Source organism: Embleya sp. NPDC127516 (assembly GCF_044765325.1).
GTDB lineage: Bacteria > Actinomycetota > Actinomycetes > Streptomycetales > Streptomycetaceae > Embleya.
The window spans coordinates 349,394-370,010 of the sequence record NZ_JBIWJT010000009.1; the positions used below are offsets into that span (position 1 = coordinate 349,394).

General features: G+C 71.5%; 19 protein-coding genes. 10 read left to right on the forward strand and 9 right to left on the reverse strand.

Going from position 1 to position 20,617, the window contains the following annotated elements:
- Position 1 precedes the first annotated feature (1 nt).
- The gene (locus ACIRL2_RS20010) at positions 2-1,096 is read left to right on the forward strand and encodes a C45 family autoproteolytic acyltransferase/hydolase (protein ID WP_402233793.1); all 1,095 of its coding nucleotides are present in this window, start codon (positions 2-4) and stop codon (positions 1,094-1,096) included.
- 75 nt (positions 1,097-1,171) lie between these two features.
- Here ACIRL2_RS20010 and ACIRL2_RS20015 read toward each other — a convergent pair whose 3' ends face one another.
- The 3 genes from ACIRL2_RS20015 to ACIRL2_RS20025 all read right to left on the reverse strand — a co-directional run bounded on the left by ACIRL2_RS20015 (position 1,172) and on the right by ACIRL2_RS20025 (position 4,555).
- Positions 1,172-2,977 carry a gamma-glutamyltransferase family protein gene (locus ACIRL2_RS20015; RefSeq protein ID WP_402233742.1) on the reverse strand — a complete coding sequence of 602 codons (1,806 nt, stop codon included), beginning with the start codon at positions 2,975-2,977 and terminating at the stop codon, positions 1,172-1,174.
- A 293-nt stretch (positions 2,978-3,270) separates the two neighbouring features.
- Positions 3,271-3,669 carry a glycine cleavage system protein GcvH gene (gene gcvH, locus ACIRL2_RS20020; RefSeq protein WP_395860655.1) on the reverse strand — a complete coding sequence of 133 codons (399 nt, stop codon included), beginning with the start codon at positions 3,667-3,669 and terminating at the stop codon, positions 3,271-3,273.
- 223 nt (positions 3,670-3,892) lie between these two features.
- Positions 3,893-4,555 carry an O-methyltransferase gene (locus ACIRL2_RS20025; protein WP_402233744.1) on the reverse strand — a complete coding sequence of 221 codons (663 nt, stop codon included), beginning with the start codon at positions 4,553-4,555 and terminating at the stop codon, positions 3,893-3,895.
- Between the two features lie 69 nt (positions 4,556-4,624).
- Between ACIRL2_RS20025 and ACIRL2_RS20030 the strand changes: the two genes are divergently transcribed.
- The 4 genes from ACIRL2_RS20030 (at position 4,625) to ACIRL2_RS20045 (ending at position 7,283) form a co-directional block, all read left to right on the forward strand.
- Entirely contained in the window at positions 4,625-5,290 is a 666-nt protein-coding gene (locus ACIRL2_RS20030; protein ID WP_395860659.1) for a TetR/AcrR family transcriptional regulator, read from the forward strand.
- Between the two features lie 123 nt (positions 5,291-5,413).
- Positions 5,414-5,809 (forward strand): GNAT family N-acetyltransferase, encoded by a 396-nt coding sequence (locus ACIRL2_RS20035; protein ID WP_395860661.1) that lies wholly within the window; start codon positions 5,414-5,416, stop codon positions 5,807-5,809.
- 142 nt (positions 5,810-5,951) lie between these two features.
- Positions 5,952-6,356: a cupin domain-containing protein gene (locus tag ACIRL2_RS20040; RefSeq protein ID WP_395860663.1), complete on the forward strand. Its 405-nt coding sequence runs from the start codon at positions 5,952-5,954 to the stop codon at positions 6,354-6,356.
- 72 nt (positions 6,357-6,428) lie between these two features.
- The gene (locus ACIRL2_RS20045; protein ID WP_395860665.1) at positions 6,429-7,283 is read left to right on the forward strand and encodes an NAD-dependent epimerase/dehydratase family protein; all 855 of its coding nucleotides are present in this window, start codon (positions 6,429-6,431) and stop codon (positions 7,281-7,283) included.
- Between the two features lie 36 nt (positions 7,284-7,319).
- Here ACIRL2_RS20045 and ACIRL2_RS20050 read toward each other — a convergent pair whose 3' ends face one another.
- From ACIRL2_RS20050 to ACIRL2_RS20060, 3 genes are all read right to left on the reverse strand, one after another.
- On the reverse strand, positions 7,320-8,798 hold the full coding sequence (locus ACIRL2_RS20050) for a PLP-dependent aminotransferase family protein (RefSeq protein WP_402233747.1): 1,479 nt from the start codon (positions 8,796-8,798) through the stop codon (positions 7,320-7,322).
- Positions 8,799-9,254: 456 nt separating this feature from the next.
- Positions 9,255-10,787 carry an ABC transporter substrate-binding protein gene (locus ACIRL2_RS20055; protein ID WP_402233749.1) on the reverse strand — a complete coding sequence of 511 codons (1,533 nt, stop codon included), beginning with the start codon at positions 10,785-10,787 and terminating at the stop codon, positions 9,255-9,257.
- Positions 10,788-11,401: 614 nt separating this feature from the next.
- On the reverse strand, positions 11,402-11,995 hold the full coding sequence (locus tag ACIRL2_RS20060) for a helix-turn-helix domain-containing protein (protein ID WP_402233750.1): 594 nt from the start codon (positions 11,993-11,995) through the stop codon (positions 11,402-11,404).
- A gap of 90 nt (positions 11,996-12,085) precedes the next feature.
- On the opposite strand from ACIRL2_RS20060, the gene ACIRL2_RS20065 reads away from it, so the two are divergent.
- Together ACIRL2_RS20065 and ACIRL2_RS20070 are read left to right on the forward strand one after the other, a co-directional pair.
- Positions 12,086-12,418 (forward strand): hypothetical protein, encoded by a 333-nt coding sequence (locus ACIRL2_RS20065; protein WP_395860672.1) that lies wholly within the window; start codon positions 12,086-12,088, stop codon positions 12,416-12,418.
- Positions 12,415-13,644: a Cmx/CmrA family chloramphenicol efflux MFS transporter gene (locus ACIRL2_RS20070; RefSeq protein WP_402233752.1), complete on the forward strand. Its 1,230-nt coding sequence runs from the start codon at positions 12,415-12,417 to the stop codon at positions 13,642-13,644. Before ACIRL2_RS20065 ends, ACIRL2_RS20070 begins: the two co-directional genes overlap by 4 nt.
- A 106-nt stretch (positions 13,645-13,750) precedes the next feature.
- Here the strand turns inward: ACIRL2_RS20070 and ACIRL2_RS20075 are convergent, their stop codons facing one another.
- Together ACIRL2_RS20075 and ACIRL2_RS20080 are read right to left on the reverse strand one after the other, a co-directional pair.
- Entirely contained in the window at positions 13,751-16,060 is a 2,310-nt protein-coding gene (locus ACIRL2_RS20075; RefSeq protein ID WP_402233795.1) for an FdhF/YdeP family oxidoreductase, read from the reverse strand.
- Positions 16,061-16,400: 340 nt separating this feature from the next.
- Positions 16,401-17,276: an RNA polymerase sigma-70 factor gene (locus ACIRL2_RS20080; protein WP_402233754.1), complete on the reverse strand. Its 876-nt coding sequence runs from the start codon at positions 17,274-17,276 to the stop codon at positions 16,401-16,403.
- A gap of 149 nt (positions 17,277-17,425) precedes the next feature.
- Here ACIRL2_RS20080 and ACIRL2_RS20085 point away from each other — a divergent pair, with 149 nt between their 5' ends.
- Both ACIRL2_RS20085 and ACIRL2_RS20090 read left to right on the forward strand, forming a co-directional pair.
- Positions 17,426-17,719, forward strand: a complete 294-nt coding sequence (locus tag ACIRL2_RS20085; protein ID WP_402233756.1) for a PQQ-binding-like beta-propeller repeat protein — start codon at positions 17,426-17,428, stop codon at positions 17,717-17,719.
- Positions 17,628-18,692 carry a hypothetical protein gene (locus tag ACIRL2_RS20090; RefSeq protein ID WP_402233757.1) on the forward strand — a complete coding sequence of 355 codons (1,065 nt, stop codon included), beginning with the start codon at positions 17,628-17,630 and terminating at the stop codon, positions 18,690-18,692. Before ACIRL2_RS20085 ends, ACIRL2_RS20090 begins: the two co-directional genes overlap by 92 nt.
- Here ACIRL2_RS20090 and ACIRL2_RS20095 read toward each other — a convergent pair.
- Complete coding sequence (locus tag ACIRL2_RS20095; protein WP_402233759.1) at positions 18,676-19,002, reverse strand: hypothetical protein; 327 nt, start codon at positions 19,000-19,002, stop codon at positions 18,676-18,678. The two genes, ACIRL2_RS20090 and ACIRL2_RS20095, sit on opposite strands and share 17 nt — an antisense overlap.
- A gap of 134 nt (positions 19,003-19,136) precedes the next feature.
- Between ACIRL2_RS20095 and ACIRL2_RS20100 the strand changes: the two genes are divergently transcribed.
- A complete protein-coding gene (locus ACIRL2_RS20100) occupies positions 19,137-20,582 on the forward strand; it encodes a S28 family serine protease (protein WP_395860685.1) in 1,446 nt (481 codons plus the stop codon).
- The last annotated feature ends 35 nt before the right edge of the window (positions 20,583-20,617 follow it).

The window sequence follows — 20,617 nt, forward strand, 5'->3', positions numbered from 1 at the left end:
CATGCCGAACCCCCATCCCGATTCCCGCCCGCACATCGTCGCCTCCGCGATCGATCCACACGCCCGCGGCGTGGCCCGCGGCGCGGGACTGCGCGCGGGGATCCACGACGCGGTCGAGATCTACGACCGGCTCTTCGTACTCGGCGGCATCACATCGACGCGGGCGCGGGCGGATGCCGCGCGAGCCCTCGACACGATCGACGACTTCCGTCCCGGCGCCCGCGCCGAGATCGAGGGCATCGCCGAGGGAGCCCGGGTGGAACCGTGGCGCGTCGCGGCGCTCAACGCGCGCACGGAGATCCTCGCGCGCAGCACGGTCGTGCCGCCGGGCGAGTGCACCACGATCGTGCGCCGGCTCGGAGACGGCGACTCCGCGGCTTCACGCACGTTCGGCATCCAGACCTGGGACTGGCACGTCGAGCTGAGCGATTGTTGGCACACGCTCGAATCGCGCGGCGGCAGGCACGACGTGGTCGGCCTCACCGAGAACGGCATCCTGGGCAAGATCGGCGTCAACAGCGCCGGCCTCGCCCTGCACTTCAACATCCTCGGTCACCTCCGCGACGGTGTCGGCGGCGTCCCCGTGCACGTACTCGCGGCGATCGTGCTGGAAGAGGCCGGCAGCGTCGCCGAGGCGGTGGAGATCGTCCGCGGCGCGCCGATCGCGTCGTCGGGATCGTTCTCGCTCTTCGACGAATCGACGGCGGTCCTGCTCGACGTGAGTCCCGTCGGCGTCTTCGAGATCGCACCGCAGAACGGCGTCCTGGTCCGCACGAACCACTTCCTCTCCCCGACGCCCGCGGCCGACGAGAAGACCTGGCTCTACCAACCCGACTCCGGTGAGCGCTACGACTTCGTGCGCGCGCGTCTCGCGCACCGGGGCGCGCCGAACGCGGCCGACGAATTGGTGGACTACCTCGTGACGGGAGCCGGCGAACCACCCGTGACCTGCCGCGCCGATCCGGACAAGCCACTGGGGCAACGCTGGGCCACGCTCGCGACCGTCGTCCTGGAACCGGCCGCACGCACCGCGACCGTCCTGGACGGCACACCCGCCGAAGCCGCCTCGCGGGACTGGCGCACGCTCCGGGCCTGATCGCGCGGATGCCGCGCGGCGGGGTCGCGGGGTGTACGCGCCTCGGGAATCGGCGTGGCCGATCGGGGCCGGGCCTCAGCGCCCGGTCGCGTGGCCCTGTCCGCCGGACCGGTGTACGCCCGCCGTCAGCGCGCCGGTCTCCGGATCGCGGGCGACGGCACACAGCCGGCTCACCGAACCGGGCTCGACGACGGTCAGGTCGTGCCCGCGGCGGCGCAGGTCGTCGAGCACCGCCGGTCCCAGGCCGGCCTCGGCGGTCACGCCGCCGGGCAGCATCTCGCGCGGGTAGAACGAGGAAGGAAAGCTGTCCTGGTGCCAGTTGGGCTCGTCGATCGCACCCTGGACGTCGAGCGTGCCGGCGGTTCGGCCGCTGAGCGTGAGGGCGAGCAGGAAGTGGGTCTGCCATTGGTCCTGCCGGTCGCCACCCGGCGTGCCGAAGGCCAGGACCGGGACGCCGCCGCGCAGGGCCAGCGAGGGACTGAGGGTGGTGCGCGGCCGACGGCCCGGAGTCAACGAGTTGGGCAGGCCCGGTTCGAGCCAGGTCATCTGGAGTCGGGTACCGAGCGGAAAGCCGAGCGTGGGGATCACCGGATTGGACTGGAGCCAACCGCCGCTGGGGGTGGCCGAGACCAGGTTGCCCCAGCGGTCGACCACGTCGAGATGGCAGGTGTCGCCCCGGGTGGCTCCGGTCGGCGCGACCGTCGGCTCACCCGTCCCCGGGTGGTGCACGCGACTCGGTTGCCGATCGCGGTGTCCCGCCGCGCGGTCGGCCGCCTCGCGTGCGTGTCGGCCGAGGATCGGGGTACGTCCGCCGGGCCGACCCGGGCGCAGCACGTAGGATGCCTCGCGGCCGATCAGGGCACGTCGGTCGGCGCTGTAGTCGGCGCTGAGCAGGTCGTCCAACGGCACCTCGGCGGCGTCCCCGTACCAGGCCTCGCGATCGGCCATCGCGAGTTTGCCGCCCTCGATCAGGGTGTGCACGTACTCGGCGGATCCGTAGGCCGGTTCGTCCGCGAGCAGGGCCAACTGCTGCAACATGACCGGCCCTTGGGACCAGCCGCCCGGCTTGCACACCTCCCAGTCCCGCCACCGCCGACGGATCGGTCCCTCGTACGCCGCCGACCAGTTCGCCAGGTCCGCGCCGGTGAGGGTGCCGGCGTGCCGCTCACCGGAGGTGTCCATGGTGGGTCGGGCCGCGAACTCCGCGATATCCAGGGCCACGAAGCCCTCGCGCCAGCAGCGGCGGGCCGCGTCGATCTGCGCCTCGCGATCGCCGCCGGCCGCGGCCGCCTCGGCCAGCACACGCCGCCACGTGTGCGCGAGGGCTTGGTTGCGCAGGGGTCGGCGCGGGCTCGGCGTCATCCCGTGCGGGAGGTAGACCTCGGCGGAGGTGGTCCATTCCGTCTCGAAGAGCTCGCGCATGCGGGTCACGGTCTGCGCCACGCCCGGAAGCGGCAGGTGCCCGTGCTCGGCGAGGCCGATCGCGTGATCGAGCACCGTCGCCGGCGACTTGCTGCCGTGGTCGCGCAACAGCAGCATCCACGCGTCGAAGGCTCCCGGCACGGCGGCGGCCAACGGGCCGGTGCCGGGGACCAGTTCCAGGCCCAACCCGGTGTAGTGGGCGATGCTCGCACCCGCCGGCGCGATGCCCTGACCGCATAACACTCGCACTGGGCCGCCGGCGGGTGCGAGCAGAATCGGCACCTCGCCGGCCGGTCCGTTCAGGTGCGGTTCGACGACATGCAGTACGAACGCGGCCGCGACCGCGGCGTCGAACGCGTTCCCGTCGTCCTCCAGCACCGCGAAGGCCGCCTCGGAGGCCAGCCGGTGGGTGGACGACACCATGCCGAAGTCGCCCCGAAGCGCCGGTCGAATGCCCATGGCCGGACCGTACGCCGGCGCCGGCATCGCAACAAGAGCGCGGGTTCGCCCGGAGTCCGGTGCCCGTTGGCGTTGACGTCGGCGTTGCCACGCACGGACCGTCGACCGGGCCGCGACCTCGCACGTCCCGTCCCGCGACCTCGCCCCTCACCCCTCGCCGCGTCCACTGGCCGGACACGGACACGGACACGGTCTCGTCTTCGGCCCGCTCGGGCTCACCCGTCGTGTGCCGCGGGTTGCGTGGGAGTCGACCGTGCCCGTGCGCGTCGCGTCGGCGACCGCGGCGGTGGGAGTCAGTCGGACTCTTCCCGGTCGAGGTACGCCTGGTACCGCTCGGCGGTGAGGAGGTCGTTCAGGCTTTTGGGATCGACGAGGGTGACCTCCACGACCCATCCCTTGTCGTAAGGGTCGGTGTTGAGGAGTTCGGGTTCGCCTTCGAGGAGTTCGTTCACGGCGATGACGCTGCCGTCGACGGGGGCGTAGATCTCGGTGACGGCCTTGACCGACTCGACGCTCCCGAGCGCCTCCGTGGCCTGAAGCGTGTAGCCGACGGTGGGCACCTCCACGAACACGACGTCGCCAAGCTGCTTTTGCGCGAAGTCGGTGATGCCGATCCGGGCCTTGCCGCCCGTGGTCGGCAGGATCCATTCGTGGTCCTGGGTGTACTTGCGGTCCGCGGGCACGGTCGTCATATCGGTCGGTCTCCTGCCGATGTCATGCGTACGCCGACGCGAGATCCGCGCACGGCCGCGACCAGCCTGACGCAGAGGAGACCCACCGGAACAGTGCACTCACCCGAAAGGCTCCATTACGGACATGCCGCCGCATCGCCGGCCCGCAGCCGACCGGGCACGCCCCGTCGGCACGTTCTCCGTCACGTTCCCCGGCACGCCCACCGGCGGGTTCTCCGCCGGTTCACAGACGGCAACTGATCTCCATGCCGTCCTCCACCGGGAACGTCACGTTGTGATAGCCGTTCTCCGGGTCGCGGACGTAGTCGAGATACGGCTGCAGACTGCTCAGTTCGACGTCGTCGGCCACGACCAGCGTGCCGGGCCGCAGGCGTGGCTCCAACAGGCGCAATACCGGCAGGCACAAGTCCTTCCACCCGTCCAGCAGCAGGAAGTCGGCGGGGGCGTCCAGATCGCGGAGGGTGTCCCGGGCATCTCCCTCCAGCACGGTGATCAGGTCGTCCAGGCCGGTCTCGGCGAAGGTGCGGCGCGCCGCGGCGATCTTTTCCTTGCTCATCTCGGTGGTGACGACGCGTCCGGCGCCGTTGTCGCGCACGGCCGCGGCCAGGTACAGCGTGGAGATCCCGAAGGACGTGCCGAACTCGACGACCGTGCTCGGGCGCGCGGCTCGGACCAGGTTGTACAGCAGTGCTCCGCCGTCGGCGGAGATCGGCATGTAGACCTCGGCCGAGGCGTCGGCCCGTTCCTGGGGTGACAGCGGGGCGAAGCCGCCGGGCAGTTCCGCGTCGCGCCGGGCGGCGACGGTGTCGTCCTGTTCGGCTTCCTCGAACATCCTGCCGAGGGCCGTTCGGACTCGGGGGTCGGCGAGCGTGAGGGTGGGTGTCATGAAAGCTAGGCTAGACGCAACGTCACGTCTTTTCTAGATGCAATATCCTCGGCGCGGGGAGGCGAGAAGATGACATCCGAGACTCACAGGGCCACGGCGGATGACGCCACGCCGGCCGGCACCGGTGGATCCGGGCGGGCACACCACGGCAACCGGCACGGACGCAGCGAACAGGCCCGCAGGGCGGTTCTCGAGGCGGCCGACGACCTGCTCGCCGAGAAGGGATTCGCCGGCGTCACGATGGAGGGCATCGCCGCGCGAGCCGGCGTGGCCAAGCAGACCATCTACCGTTGGTGGAGCACCAAGACCGACGTCCTGATGGACGCCTTCCTCGAGGACGCCGCAGAGGACCTGTCGCCGCCCGATTCCGGCGACCTCGCGGGGGACCTGCGCGACTACCTGCGACGGTTGGCGTACTTCCTCGCCGAGTCCGACTCCGGGGCCGTCTTCCGGGCGCTGATCGCACAGGCTCAGCACGATCCGGCATTCGCCCGGGACTTCCGGGTCCGATGGCTCGACGCGCAACGCGGTCGCGATCGCCTGCCGTTGGAACGCGCCATGAACGGCGGCTCGTTGCCCGCCGATCTCGACATCGCGACTGAGACGGACCAACTCGTGGGCCCGCTCTACTATCGCGTACTGGTGACCGACGAACCCATCGGCGACACCTTCACCGACGCCCTCGTCGACGCGTTCCTGGCCCGACACGAGCCGGCCCCACGAACGCGGCCCTGACCCGAATCGCCCCACGTGGCCACCCGACGCCCGGAGGGCGGCCTCCCGCCCGACTCGGGTGCGCACGGTCTCGACCCGACGGGTCGTGCCGGCATCCGCCCTTGCCGTCGCTACGTTCGGGCCGTGGATATCACGTACGAATGGCGGGGCGACTTCGACGATTCGGCCCTCGAGGAGTTGCACGCCGAAGGGTTCGACCACCCGATCGGGCGGATCCCCTGGCGCGCACGGCTGGAGCGGCACAGCCTCGGCTGGGTCTGTGCGCGCGAGGACGGCCGCTTGATCGGCTTCGTCAACGTTGCCTGGGACGGCGGGGTCCATGCCTTCGTCCTGGACACGGTCGTGGCTCGGCGCGCCCGGTCCCGGGGCATCGGCTCCGTGCTGGTCGGCACGGCCGCCGAAGGGGCCCGCGCGGCGGGGTGCGCATGGCTGCACGTCGACTTCGAGGAGCACTTGCGGTCGTTCTACGTCGATGTCTGCGGCTTCGGCGAGACCGCGGCGGGCCTGATCGCGTTGTGAACCCGTGGCCGACCCCTCGGGTTCCGGGGCGCGGACCGGGCGCTTCGGTCGATCCGGGCGGTCCGACGGGGCGAACCGGTCCATCCGATCCGGCGTGAAGTGGACCAGTCATGCGGTCCGGTCCGCCTCTACGTTTGCCGCCATGAACGAAAAAAGCGGTGGGACCGTGCTGACATCCCTCCTCCACCAGATACCGCCCTTCCTGCCGACCCCCACCGAAGCCATGACGATGACGGTCGAACTGCCGCCGGGCGACCCGGGGACACCGCCGCACCGGCACTCGGGTCCGGTCTTCGGTTACATGTTGGAAGGCGAGATGGTCTTCGAACTCGAAGGCGAACCCGAGCGGATCATCCATGCCGGCGAGGCGTTCTGGGAACCGGGCGGCGACGTCATCCACTACCGGGCCGGCAACAACCTCACCGACGCGTGGAGTCGCTTCGTGGTGGTCATGCTCGGCGTTCCCGGCGAACCCATGCTGACCGTCGTCGACGAGCGTGAACTGGCCGAACGGCGGGACCGGCGGGCGCCCCGACCCACCCCGTGAGTACCGCGCCCCCGCCATCCCGGCGCGGGCGCATCGTCATCCGATCCCGACCCCGTACAGGAGTTCCACACCATGCACGTTCTCGTTGCCGGCGCCACCGGTGTCCTGGGACGGCGTATCGTCCCCCGGCTCGTCGCGGCGGGACACCGGGTCACCGCGCTCTCGCGACGCCCGGACGCCGCGGCCGAGTTGCACGCACCCGACGTCACCGTCGTGTCGGCGGACGTCTACGACCGCGAGGCGCTCACCCGCGTCGTGGTGGACGCCGCGCCGGACCTCGTGATGCACCAACTCACCGATCTGGCCGCGGGCGACCTTTCCGCCAACGCACGCGTGCGCCGGATCGGCACCCGCAACCTCGTCGACGCCGCACACGCGGCAGGCGTACGGCGCGTCGTGGCCCAGAGCATCGCGTGGGTCTACGAGGCGGGCGAGGAGCCCGCCGACGAGACGACGCCGCTGGACGCCACGACGGACGAGCCCCGACGTGGCACGATCGACGGCGTGCTCGCCCTGGAGTCGGCCGTACGCGAACTGCCCGAGTGGGTGGTGCTGCGTTACGGGCTGCTGTACGGCCCGGGCACGTGGTTCGCGGCCGACGGCAGCAGGGCGGCCGACGCGCGTGCGGGGCGGTTGGCCGGCGGGGCGGACGTGTCCAGTTTCGTCCACGTCGACGACGCGGCCGCGGCGGCGGTGGCCGCACTGGGCTGGCCGAGCGGCGTGGTCAACCTCGTCGACGACGAACCGGCGGCGGCCGACGCCTGGGTGCCGGTGTTCGCCGCCGCGGTGGGCGCGGCACCGCCCGCCGAGGCGCCCGACGCGCCACGCGCCGGTTGGGCCAGAGGCGCCGACAACCACTTCGCCCGCAAGCACCTGGGCTGGACGCCGACCCACCTCTCCTGGCGATCGGGCTTCGCCACCCTGTAACCGGGAGCAGGCTCCGACACCCGGGGGATCGTCGCGCTATCCCCCCGGTCGCCGCCGCGTCGGCCCCGCCCGCAAACCCTCCGCGTCGAGCACCTCGCCGAGCAGGTCCAGCGCCCGGCGCCAGGTGTGCGGTGACGGCGTGGCATAGCCCAGGACGAGGGCGGCCGGGGCCGATTCGTCGGGTGGGTGTCGGTAGCCGGAGACGTGCAGGCCGTGCAGGCGCAGGCCCACGTACTGCCCGGCGGCGATCAGTCGGCGCTCGTGCTCCGCCGAAGGCAGGGGCAGCAACGCGTGCAGTCCCGCCGCGACCCCCACCAGGGAAATCCCGGTCACCGCGGTGACCCGATCGGCGAGTTCGCCGCGGCGCCGCCGATAGGCCAGGCGGGCACGACACACATGCCGGTCGTAGTCGCCGTGCGCGATCAGCTCCGCGAGCGTGAGTTGCTCGATCACGGACACCCCGGTGCCGCTCTCGCGCAGCGCCGCCGTCACCGGCTCGCGCAGCGCCGGCGGCACGACCAACCAGCCCAGGCGCAGGCCGGGAGCGAGGGTCTTGCTGGTACTCCCCGCGAAGACGACCCGTTCGGGATCGCGCGCCTGCAGCGCCCCGACCGGCCGGCCGTCGTAGCGGAACTCGCCGTCGTAGTCGTCCTCGATCACAAAGCCACCGGCACGCCGGGCCCAGGCGGCGAACTCGCCGCGTCGCGCGGGCGAAAGCACGACGCCGGCCGGATGCTGGTGCGCCGGGGTCAGCAGCACGACCCCGGTGTCGGGCGTGAGGCCCGCCGGGTCCGCGCCGAACTCGTCCACGCGCAGCGGGACACAGTCCACCCCCGCGGCGGCGAACAGTTCCCGGTGTCGGGCCAACCCCGGGTCCTCGGTCGCGGCCCGGCGTACGCCCAGGCCGCGCAGCGCACGCGCGAGCACCGCGAGCGCGTGGGTGAATCCCGCGGTGACGACGACCGCGTCCGGTGTGGCGCGTACGCCCCGGGTCCGGGCCACATACGCGGCCAGGTTCGCCCGCAGGCTCGCGGTCCCCTCGACGTCGCCGTAGTCGAGGCCGCCCGCCTCCACCCCGGCCAGGACCCGACGCACCGCACTCGCCCACGCGGTACGGGGGAAGGACGCGAGATCGGGCCGGCCCGGTCGCAGATCGGCCCACACCCGGCTTTCGGTCGGCACCCGCCTTCCGCCGCCACCGGCGCGGGACGGCTCGACGCCGCCGACGTCCGCCACCCGCGTGCCGGACCCCGGCTCCGCGATCAGCCACCCCTCGGCGACGAGTTGGCCGTACACGCCGACGACCGTGCCGCGCGCGAGACCCAGATCCGCAGCCAGGGCGCGCGAGCCGGGCAAGCGAGTACCGGGAGCCAGGCGCCCCGAGCGCACGGCCTCGCGCAACGCCTCCTCCACGGAGCGACCGGTCCCGGCGGTACGCCGATCGACGTCGATGTGCAGATCGACTCCGGCAACGAAAGGAGGCGGATCGACTCCGCCGACGGAAGGATGACGCATACCCCACAGCCTGCCGGCGCACGCCGCCTTCCGGCCCGCCGGTGCCCCCGGACGCGCCGCCCGTCACGCGTGCCAAGCCCGATTCAGCCGGGGCGGACCAGGTCCACATTGGTCTCGACCCAGTCCCGAAGCCCGCTCAACGGCCGGGCGACACCCCGTCCCAGCTCGGTGAGTTCGTACTCTGGACCGAGCCTTTCCCTTGGACCGGGCCGCACAAGCCCACGCCCACGCCGAACGCGCCACCACCACGGGCAAACTCGCCCCGCGCATCGCCGACTGACGCCATCCGCACCCGCGGTCCGGCCCGGTGTCCGCGGCACACCTTCGGCGGCCGATCGGTGACCACGTCGACGGGCAAGGACCCGACGGCGCGCCGGTGGGAGGTTCCCACCGGCGCTCGTCATGGGTGCGGGGCCGCGGTGCTCGTCGGGTCCTGGTCCCGAGGGAAGGCGTCGGTCAGTTGCCGGTGCGGGTGATCTGGTCGAAGTGCACGAGTCCGTCGTTGAAGGGCTCGATGCCGGTCATATGCCGACTGTGCACGGCCGCCGCCGAAGCTTCCAGGTACACCCAGAAGGGCATGTCGCGGTTCAGCGAGGTCTGCACACGTGTGTAGGCGTCGCGGCGGACCTTGGGGTCGGGAGACAGTCGGCCCTCCCCCAGCGCCTTGTCCACGGTGGCGTTGCTGTAGCCGGTGATGTTGTTGACGCCCCCCGTTACCAGGAACTGGTGCACGGTCGGTTCCACGTCGTCCGCCCACAGTTGGAAGACGGTGGCCTCGAAGTCGCGCTTGGACGAGACGCGCGTGACCAGCGACGCGATGTCGACGACGTCGACGATCATGGTCACCCCCGGGTATCCGGCCAGCGTTCGGCGGATGTACTCGGCGATCTCCCGGGACTTGGGGCTGTCGGGCACCATGTAGTGGAAGACGAAAGGCTTTTGCCCGTTCGAGGTGAGCTTGGCGAAGAGCTCGCCGGCTTGCTGGGGCTTGTTCTCCACGGCGGCCAGGTTGACGTTCGCCAGCGGGGAACTCGCGTTGAAGATACCCCTGGCCTGGACGCCGAGGCCCTTGTAGAAGCGGCGGTTGAGGTCCTCGCCGCTGAGCGCCAGCGCGATCGCCCGACGTGCGTCCGGGTTGTCGAACGGCGGCTTGCGCATGTTGAAGGCGATCATCAGGCCGCCGTTGAGCAGGGTTTCGTCGACCGTCAGGTTCTTGTCCCGGGCGTCGCCCAGCACGGTCGGGTCGGTGGTGACGGTGATGTCCGCCCGACCCTCCGCGATCGACTCCGGCGCCGCCGCGATGTTGCGGTCCACCCGGAACACGAGTTCGTCCAGGTGGGGCAGTCCCTTCTGCCAGTAATTCTCGTTGCGCACCATGCGCAGGTCTTTTCCGGGCTCCCAGGCCGCCAGCTTGAACGGGCCCGCGCCGACCGGGGCGCGCTTGAGCGCGGCTCGACCGTCGGGGGTCGCGACGTACTTCGCGGGGGCGACGAACGCCAGGTTGCGGGCGACCAGGTGATCGAAGTTGGCGTTGGCGGACGGGAGTTCGATCCGCAGTTGCAACGGCGCCACCTGGACCAGCTTGACGTCCCGCAGTACCCCGCCGACCAACGAGTTCACCGTCGGGTCCCGGTGGGCGTCCCAGGTCGCCTTGACCGCGGCCGCGTCCAGGGGCGATCCGTCCGAGAAGCGCAGTCCCGGACGCAGGGTCAGCGTCCAGTTCGTGAGTTGGTCGTCGCTGATCAACGACTCGGCCAGCTTGGGGTGCACGGTGCCGGTCGCCGGTTCCGTCCAGACCAGGACGTCGTACAGCGCCGTCATCCGGTTCCCGTCGGCCACGTTCGGGTAGCTCGCGCTGAACGGGTCGAGCCCGCGTGGCTCACCGGGGAGGAGGAAGACGGCCGAACCGCCCGTTTGCGGCTTGCCGGCCGCGTCGGAGTCGTCGTCGCCGACCAACCCGCATCCCGCCGTGGCGGTCAGGCAGATCATCACCAGCGCCAGGGCCGAGGGGCGCAGTACGTTCCGAACGGGTCCGACGTCTCGAACGGGTCCGCCGACTTCGGTGGTTCTTCGTGTCGTTCGTTTCGCAAAAAGCACTACGTGCCTACCTGCCAATGTGTCGACGGAATTGGATACCGTGCGTCGCCGGTCAGCCGGTGTCCGCCGCGTCCGGGTGTCGAACCGCCCGAATACTCGCGCCGCACTTCGCGTTCGCGCGTCGCATCGCGCCTCGCGCGTCTCGCGTGTCGATCGGTCCGTCGCTACCGGGACGTGACGAGAACACCGCGGGACACGGACGGATCGCGCTCGGGATCTCGCGGCGCAACAGAAGGTATAGGCGCGTTCGCGAGGAGGCTATCCATCCGACGCGGAATGCCCACCCGCGACCCGAAACACGCACCGTGGCCGACGACCAACCAACTCGCCGTACGGAGAGGGCGGTTCCCGAACCCCGGCTCGCGGCCGAGTCGGCTCGGTCCGACGTCGCGAGATCGGAGTCCCGGGCCACGCGAGCCAGGATCCCAGGTCCCCTGCGGGGGCCGCGATCCGGGCGACCGGTCGCCCCCGTGATCGTCGGTGCCCGCGGCTCGTGCGCTCGGGCTTCAGGCCGCCGGGGGTCGGCCCGAGACCCGGACGCGGATGCGTTCGCCCTGCTTGCCGAACAGGCTGAGCACCTCGACGTCGCCGTGGCCGCTGGATCCGAACCAGTGGGGGTGTCGGGTGTCGAATTCGGCGGCCTCTCCGGGGCCGAGAATCACGTCGCGTTCGTCCAGGATCAGCCGGAGTCTGCCGGTGAGCACGTACAGCCACGCGTATCCCGTGTGGGTGCGCATGACGGCCTCCGTCTCGTCTCGGGGGATCGTCACCCGAAACGCCCTGGGCTCGCCGGCCTGCTGCCGCGCGAGCGAGACGAAGACTCGCCCGTTCGATCCCCTCGGCTTCGGGACGACCCGAGGGGCGACCACTCGTGGGGCGGCCACGATGTCGTCCAACGACACCGCCAGAGCGGCGGCGATCGGCAGGAGCAGTTCCAGGCTTGGCTTGCGCTGCCCGGATTCGAGCCGTGACAGGGTGCTTTTGGAGATGCCGGTGATGTCGCCGAGCCGGGTCAGCGACAGATTCCGCTTCTCCCGGAGCCGGCGCAGTCGGGGTCCGATCCGGCCGAGGGTGGCGGCGATGGCGGGCATGGAATCCATCGATCCATCACAACACGTCGTCCCGGTATCGGCAACGATTATTGCTCTTTCGGCATCACGAGCGTCACGGTCGTCTCGGAGGTGACAGTCATGACCGACCATCGTGATGTAGTGATCATCGGCGCGGGGGCCGCGGGCCCGAGCGTCGGAATCGTCGTGGCCAGGGCGCAAGCAGCCGTCCTGGTGGTGGACGACGGGAAGCCACGGAAGCTGCGGGCCGCGCGCGTACCCGGCTTCGGGTGCCGGGACAGCACGGCTCCGTCCGGGTGTTTGGCCATCGGACGCAGTGAATCCACCGGCTATGCAGGCGAGTTCGACCACGGGCGAGTAAGCGCGACCGGCACGATCATCGGCCGGCTCCGTGAACCGGACGTGACCACCGAGGCGGTCCGGCACGAGTGCGCCGGGGGTGTGGCCCGATGAGCACCACGAAGACACCGCAACAGCCGATCGCGGCGGGCCGACTTCCCTTCGGCGTGTACCTGCTCTCGTTCAGTCTCTTCGCGATGGGCAGCGCCGAGTTCCTGCTCGCCGGAGTGCTGCCGGCGGTCGCCGACGATCTCGACATCAGCCTCGCCGCCGCCGGCGGCCTGGTCACGGCGTTCGCGATCGGCGTGGTCGTCGGCGGTCCCCCGCTGGCCGTCTTCAGCCTGCGCTGGCCAAGACGCTCCGCGCTCGTGATCACCCAGGTCGTCTTCGCCCTCGCGGTCGCGGCCGGACTCGTGGTCGACGACTACGAAACGCTGCTCGCCACCCGATTCGTGGCGGGCATCGCCTACGCCGGCTTCTGGGCGGTCGCGGCCGTCACCGCGATCAGCCTGGTGACCCCCGACCGCACCGCACGCGCCTCCGGCGTCGTGGTCAGCGGGCTCGGCCTCGCCATGATCGCCGGAGGCCCCGCCGGCACGCTGATCAGCCACCTGTCCGGGTGGCGCGGCGGATTCTGGATGGTCGTGGCACTGACCCTGCTCGGTGCCGCCTCGGTCTTCTTCGCACTGCCCGTGACCACCGCACACCGACGACCGAGCATCAAGGGCGAACTCACCGCCATGCGACGCCCCCGGTTGTGGACCGTCTACGCCACGACACTGCTGAGCACCGCGGCGTACATGATCTCGTTCAACTACCTCGCGGCGCTGCTGACCGACGTGACCGGCGTCCCCGACGTGTGGGTCTCCGGGATCCTCGTCCTGTTCGGCGTCGGCGCCTTCATCGGGCTCTCCATCGGAGGCAGGATCGCCGACGAGCGCCCGTACCACGCGCTCCTGGCCGGAGCGATCGGAATCCTGCTCTGCTCGGTACTGCTCGCCCTGTTCGCGCGCCACGCCGTCGTGGTCGTCCCCCTGGTGCTGCTGCTCGGGATCGCGGGATTCGTGCTGAACCCCGCGATCTACGGCCGCGTGTTCACCATCGCCTCGGACGCCCCCACACTCGCCGGCGCCACCACGGTCTCCGCCTTCCAACTCGGCATCAGCCTCGTCCCGGTGCTCGCCGGAATCTCCCTCGACGCCGGAGCCGAGGTCACCTCCGTGGCCTGGATCGGCGCCGGACTCGCGGCGGCCACGGTCCTGGTCGTCCTCCTCGATCAGACGACGTCTCGGCGCCGTTCGCCGGTCGGGACAACCGTCGAGCCGATGCCACAGGAGTGAGCCGCACGCACGATCCGCGGCCCGGGAACGCCCACCCGGGCACGCGGCGGCGACGGCGCGGCCCGTGCTTTCCGCGGTCGGCCGAGGGAGTCCGAGGGTCGGCCGGTCAACGGCCCGCGGCGTGCGGGTGGCCTGGGGCGGCCGGGACTGCCGGGGCTCGGGTGATGGCGACCTTGAGGTGCTTCATGATCGGCTGATCGCTCTGTGTGCTGTAGTCGCCGATCGCGCACAACACGTTCATCTCGGGCATGTAACCGGCCGCGCAGCCGCGGGGAATGTCGTAGGGGACGGCGAGACAGCCGTGCAGGACGCGGGTGCTGCCGTCCTTGGCGGTGCTGGTGATGTCGACCGGGTCGAACTCCCGGACGCCGCGCTCGCGCATGTCGTCCCGGTTCATGAAGACGAGGGTGCGCAGGTTCTCGATGCCGCGGTAGCGGTCGTTGTCGGAGTAGATGGTGGTGTTCCACTGATCGTGGGAGCGCATGGTGCCCAGGGCCAGGGTGCCGGGGGCGGGGACGACGTCCGGCAGCGGGGCGGCGGAGAACTCCGCGCGTCCCGAGGGGGTCAGGAAGATCAGTTCGCGGGCGGGCTGCTTGATCCGGAACCCGAGCGGCAGCCGTACCCGGCGGTTGAAGTCCTCGAAGCCGTCCAGGGCTCGGGCCATGGTGTCGCGGATGCGGTCGTAGTCCTCGACGTACCACTCCCACGGGGTTTCGCTGTGCGGGAGGGCGGCGCGGGCCATGCCCGCGATGATGGCGGGCTCCGAGAGCAGGTGCGGGGACGCGGGCTTCTTCATGCCGACGGACAGATGGACCATGCTCATCGAGTCCTCGACCGAGGTGCTTTGGATGCCGCCCCGGCGGTGGTCCTTCTCGGTCCGCCCCAGGCACGGCAGGATCAGGGCCCGGCGGCCGTGCACGACGTGGCTGCGGTTGAGCTTGGTGCTGACGTGCACGGTGAGTTCGCAGGCACTCAGGCCGGCCTGGGTGTACCGGGTGTCGGGGGCGGCGAGGGCGAAGTTGCCGCCCATGCCGACGAACACCTTCACCCGGCCGTCGTGCATCGCCTCGATGGTGGTGACGGTGTCCAGGCCGGGCTCGCGTGGCGGCCGAATGCGGCAGACCTCGGCGAGCCGGTCCAGGAAGGTGTCGGCGGGACGGTGGTCGATACCGCAGGTGCGGTTGCCCTGCACGTTGCTGTGCCCGCGCACCGGTGAGGGACCCGCGCCTTCCCGTCCCAGATTCCCGCGCAGCAGCAGCACGTTGACGATCTCCCGGACGGTGTCGACGCCGTGTTCGTGCTGCGTGATGCCCAGGCACCAACTGAAGATGCTCCGGTCGGCCTCGCGGTACACGCGGGCCGCCTCGAGGATGTCGGCGCGACCGAGCCCGCTCTGGCGTTCGATCTCCTCCCAGGGCGTGCTCGCGCACAGCGCGCGGTACTCCTCGAAGCCCGCGGTGTGCCGATCGATGAACACCCGGTCCAGTGCCTCGGGATCGCGGGGCGCCTGCTCCAGGATGGCCTTTGCCATGCCGCGCAGCAGTGCCATGTCGCCGCCGATGCGCGGTTGCAGATTCAGGGTGCTGGTCCTCGTCGACTTGAACAGGGCCATGTCGACGAACTCGTGCGGCACGATCGTGCGGGTCGCGGCGGCCTCCACCAGCGGGTTGACGTGCACGATGCGGGCGCCGCGGCGGTACGCGTCGGCCAGGGCCGTGAGCATCCGGGGCGCGTTGGAGGCGGCGTTGACGCCCATGATGAACAGCGCGTCCGTGCTCTCCCAGTCCTTGAGGTCCGCGGTGCCCTTGCCGGTGCCCAGCGATGCCGTCAGGGCGCGGCCGCTGGCCTCGTGGCACATGTTGGAACAGTCCGGCAGGTTGTTCGTGCCCAGCTCGCGGGCCATCAACTGGTAGAGAAAGGTCGCCTCGTTGCCGAGCCGGCCGGAGGTGTAGTAGGCGGCCTGGTTCGGGTCGTCGAGCTCGCGCAGGGTCCGGCCGATCAGTTCGAAGGCGTCCTGCCAACGGATGGGGACGTAGTGGTCGGACGCGGGGTCGTACACCATCGGCTCGGTCAGCCGGCCCTGGTTCTCCAGCGCGAAGTCGCTCCACTGCTCCAACTCGGTCACCGTGTGGGCGGCGAAGAACTCGCGGCCGACCCGTTTGCGGGTCATCTCCCAGGTGACGTGCTTGATGCCGTTCTCGCAGATGTCCAGGTGCAGGCCCTTGGTGTCGTCCGGCCACGCGCACCCGGGGCAGTCGAAGCCGCCGTTCTCGTGATTCATCCGCATGACGGCCCGGGATCCGTCCACCACGGCGCGCCCCAGCAGGAGGCCGGCCACACTCCTGGCTGCGCCCCAGCCCGCGGCGGGGTGCCGGTAGGGCCGAAACCGCGCGGGCTCCCAGGGCGCGGGACCCACTCCGGGCTCGACCCGGTCCTGCGGTTCCTCGGAGGCGTTCACGACGATCCCCTTCCGACGTCGGGGTACGGGCCCGGTGCCGCCGGGATCGCCGTGGACGCCGGGGTCGGCCGACGGGCTTTCCACCCTCGAGTCTCGATCGGCGGTGCGGGATCGGCGACCGCTGACGTCCGCCCGGGCGTACGCTCGGCCGCTCGCGCGCGCCGGCGGCCCGACGCCGGGACGGTGGTCGGCGGTTGCGGGGCCGCGAACCGGCCGGGTGCACCGGCCGGGCGCGGGGTCGGGCGAGCGCCGGCCCCGCACCCGCACGGCACCGCGCGGGACCCGGCGCGCCGCGCCGTCACGGTGCCGGCCGCTCCTCCGGTCGGTCCGCGTCCCGGCGGGCCTGCCAGGTTTCGCGCAGGACCGCTCGGGCGTCCGCCACCGGACCCACGTGGCCGAGCTTGTCGGGGTTGATCACCGAGCGGATCGTCTGGATCCGACCGTCGAGGACGTCGAGCACCACGGTGTTGAGGACCCTGCCGTCCCGGTCCCGCAGGATCGCGCCGGGCTGACCGTTCACCCGGTGCGGCTCCACGACGCCGCCGATCCGCCCGAACGGCGGGACGATCGCGGCGAGCAGCCGGGCCACGTTCCCGGCGCCGACGATGCCCCTGGCCCACTGCGGAGCCTTGCCGCCGCTGTCGCCGACCATGTGGACGTCGGCGGCGAGGAGTTCCCGCAACGCGTCGACGTCCCCCTCCCGGAAGGCGTCGAAGAAGCGTTCGGCGAGTTCCTCGCGCTCCTTGCGGTCGGCGTCGAATCGGGGACGGCCCTCGTCCATGTGCCGGCGGGCCCGCACCGCGAGCTGGCGGCACGCCGTCTCCGAGCGCCCCACCGCCGAGGCGATCTCCGGGAAACCGAAGGCGAACACCTCGCGCAAGACGAAGACCGCGCGCTCCAGCGGGCTGAGCCGCTCCAACAGCAGCAGGGCCGCCATCGACAACGAATCGGCCAATTCCGCCGAGCGCTCCGGGTCCTGGTAGGGGTCGGCCATCAGCGGTTCGGGGAACCACGGCCCGACGTACTCCTCACGCCGGACGCGGGCCGAGCGCAGGACGTCGATCGAGATCCGGGTCACCACTGCGGACAGGAACGCCTTGGTCGAGGCGGGCGTGATAGGGGAGCCGTCCCAGCGCAGCCAGGTCTCCTGGACCGCGTCCTCGGCCTCGCTCACGCTGCCCAGGATCCGGTACGCGATCGAGAACAGCAGCGGTCGCAGTTCCCGAACTCCTCGGCCCGCCTCACGCCGCCGCCTGCTTCCGGCCCCGGCGCCACGAGGGCGGCCGTCCCGGAACCCCGGCCCCGCCTGCCACGTACACCCGCATGACCGTCACCCTCCTGATCGGAACACACCCTCGACATCCCAGACGAGGCAGCCCCGGCGTTTGTGACATCACCCCGGAGCACGGGAAGCAGCAAGCACCGACGGTGGCCGGCGGGATGGTCTACACCGGCAGCGACGAGCGGAACGTGTACGCGCTCGACGCCGCAACCGGTGTCGGTGCCGTCTGGCAGGGTGGGCCGTATGGCCCAACCGCTCAAGGACATGATCAACGCGACCTCCGTCGCCACCCTCGCCGACGGTGTCGCCGCCGCGCACGGCGCGTTCCCCCGTGACCGCTTCGTCGCGGGCGCGCTCGCGGGGCTCGACGGCCGGGAGCTCAAGGCCCGGGTCGGTCACGTGGCGCAGTCCCTGCACGCGGCCCTGGACCTGCCGTTCCCGCAGGCCGCCCCGATCCTGCGCGCGGCGACCACGCACACCCGCCTGGACATGTGGAGCGGCTGGCCCGCCACCGACTACGTCGCCGTCCAGGGCGTCGACCACCTCGACGAGGCCATGTCCACGCTCGCTGTGATCACCCCCTTCGCGACCGCCGAGTTCGCCGTACGCCCCTACCTCGACCGCGATCGGGACGCGGCGCTCGTGATCATCCGGGGCTGGGCCGACTCCGATGACGAACACCTTCGCCGGCTCGCCTCCGAGGGCACCCGTCCGCGCCTTCCCTGGGGCGCGCGCGTCCGCGGGCTGATGTCCCCCGGTCCGACCCTGCCCATCCTCGAGCGGCTGCGCGACGACCCGAGCGAGTACGTCCGCCGCTCGGTGGCCAACCATGTCAACGACATCGCGAAGGACCACCCCGAAACGGCCCTGGCCCTGCTCCGCCGCTGGCACACGGAGGGCGGCACGTACACCGACCGCGTCGTGCGGCACGCCGCCCGGGGCCTGTTGCGCGCGGGGCATCCCGAGGCGCTCGGCCTCGTCGGCGCGGCGCACGGCAGCGGCACCGTGGAATCCCTCACCGTCGCGGACACCGTCGCGACCGGGGACCGCATCCCCTTCACCGTCACCGTCCGGGCCGAGGGCCCCGGGCCGCTGCTGCTGAAGTACGCGGTCCGCCGCGACGGTTCCCGCCGGGTGTTCCACCTGGCCGAACGTGTCGCACAAGCGGCCGACGACACCTTCACGCTCGCCAGGTCGCACTCCTTCCGTCCGGTCACCACGCGCGCCGAACCCCCCGGTCCGCGCGACCTCGACATCATCGTCAACGGCGAGGTCCGCGCGACGGCGCCCTTCACGCTGCTCCCGTGAGGTCCGCGCGCGGCGCCCGACCGGTCGTGCGCGGACCTCGTCCCGAGGCCGCGGGTGCGCGCGTTGCGCCGGCGGCGAGTCGGCACCTGCCCGGCGCCATGCCGAACTCACGCTCGAACGCCTTGGAGAACGCGAACTCCGAGGCGTAGCCGATCTGTTGGCCCACCGTGCCGAGCGGCGTGTGGGATTCGTGCAGCAGCCGACCGGCGGTGGTCGTCCGCCACCGGGTCGGGTGGGGCGGCGGCGCTCCGTCGACCTCGACGCGTCCATGAACGTTCTCGTGCTCGGAGCGATCGGCGAGACCGGACAAGCGCGCCGGCCTGGCAGGACGGCACCTGACGACATCCTGGCAGGCTGCTCGGTGGGCGGCCTCCCCCGGGCGGGGGAGGCCGTTCCCCCGGCTCGGGGATCCGCCGACCCGGCGGCTCCGGCTTTGCTTGCCCCATGACCGGAACGACGACGAACACACCGAACAACCCGGCTCGCGACGACCGCCGGGTGGCACCACCCCCCGGGCGCGGCGCATCGATCCGCCCCGCACGAGGCAGACTTGCGGCGCTCGCGCTGTTCTCCGTGGTGCTCGGCCTGGTGGGATCCGGCGCGGCGGCGCCGGCCGGGGCGCTGCCGGCGGGCGCCCCGCATGCCGACACGCGGCAGGCCGAGACCGACATCAGGGCCCGGATCGAGGCGATCCCGGGGATGCGGGTGACCGGCGAGAAGCCGGCCGCGCCGGGCATCCGCTACTTCGAGTTGACCTACCGTCAGCCGATCGATCACGAGCACCCCGAGCGGGGTTCCTTCGAGCAGCGGCTGAGCCTGCAACACCGATCGGTCGAGCGACCGATGGTCCTGTACACCAGCGGATACAACCTCGGTGCCGGGCCGAGCTTCCGCTCCGATCCGGCCACCGTGCTCGACGGCAACCAGATCTACACCGAACAGCGCTACTTCGGCACGTCCCGACCCGAGCCCGCCGACCTGGCGAACCTGACCATCCGGCAGGCCGCGGGCGATCACCACCGGCTGATCCAGGCATTGAAGGGCATCTACCGGGGCGCGTGGATATCCACCGGTGGCAGCAAGGGCGGCATGACCACGGTCTACCACCGTCGCTTCTATCCGAACGACGTCGACGGCAGCGTCGTCTATTCCGCGCCCAACAACACCGACGACCGTGACGACAGCGCGTGGGACACGTTCCTCGCCACCGTGGGCACCCCCGAATGCCGGGCGGCGCTACAAGGTGTGCAACGCGAAGCGCTCGTGCGGCGCGACGAGTTGGTGGCCCGCTACGGGCAGTGGGCCCAGGCGAACGGTGAAACGTTCGACACGCTCGGGAGTGTCGACAAGGCCTTCGAACTCGCGGTCCTGCGCCTGCCGACGATGTTCTGGATGTACGCGGGCGAGCCGAGTTGCGCCGGTGTGCCCACTCCGGCCGCGACTTCCGACGAGTTGTACGCGTGGCTCGACGGGATCACCCGATTCAGCGTCTACACCGACCGCAGCGTCGAGTTCTTCCAGCCCTACTTCTACCAACTCGGCACTCAGCTCGGATACCCGCAGGTCGCCGCGCCCCATCTCGACGGCCTGCTGCGTCACCCCGGGATCCAGGAGGTGCGCAGCTACGTACCGCGCGACATCCCGCTGCGCTTCCAGCCCGGGGCGATGCGCGACATCGACCGATGGGTGCGGTTCCGGAGCAGCGAAATGCTCTTCCTCTACGGCGAGAACGACCCCACGCGCGCGGAGCCGTTCCGACTCGGCCCCGGCAGCCGTGACGCGCAGGTCCGGATCGCGCCGCACACCGGCCACAGCCTGACCATCGGGGCCCTCTCCCCCGCGGATGCCGCCGCCGCCACCGCCACGCTGCGTCGGTGGGCTCGGGTGTAACCCCGACCACGGCGGGCGATACGCGCCCGCGCCGG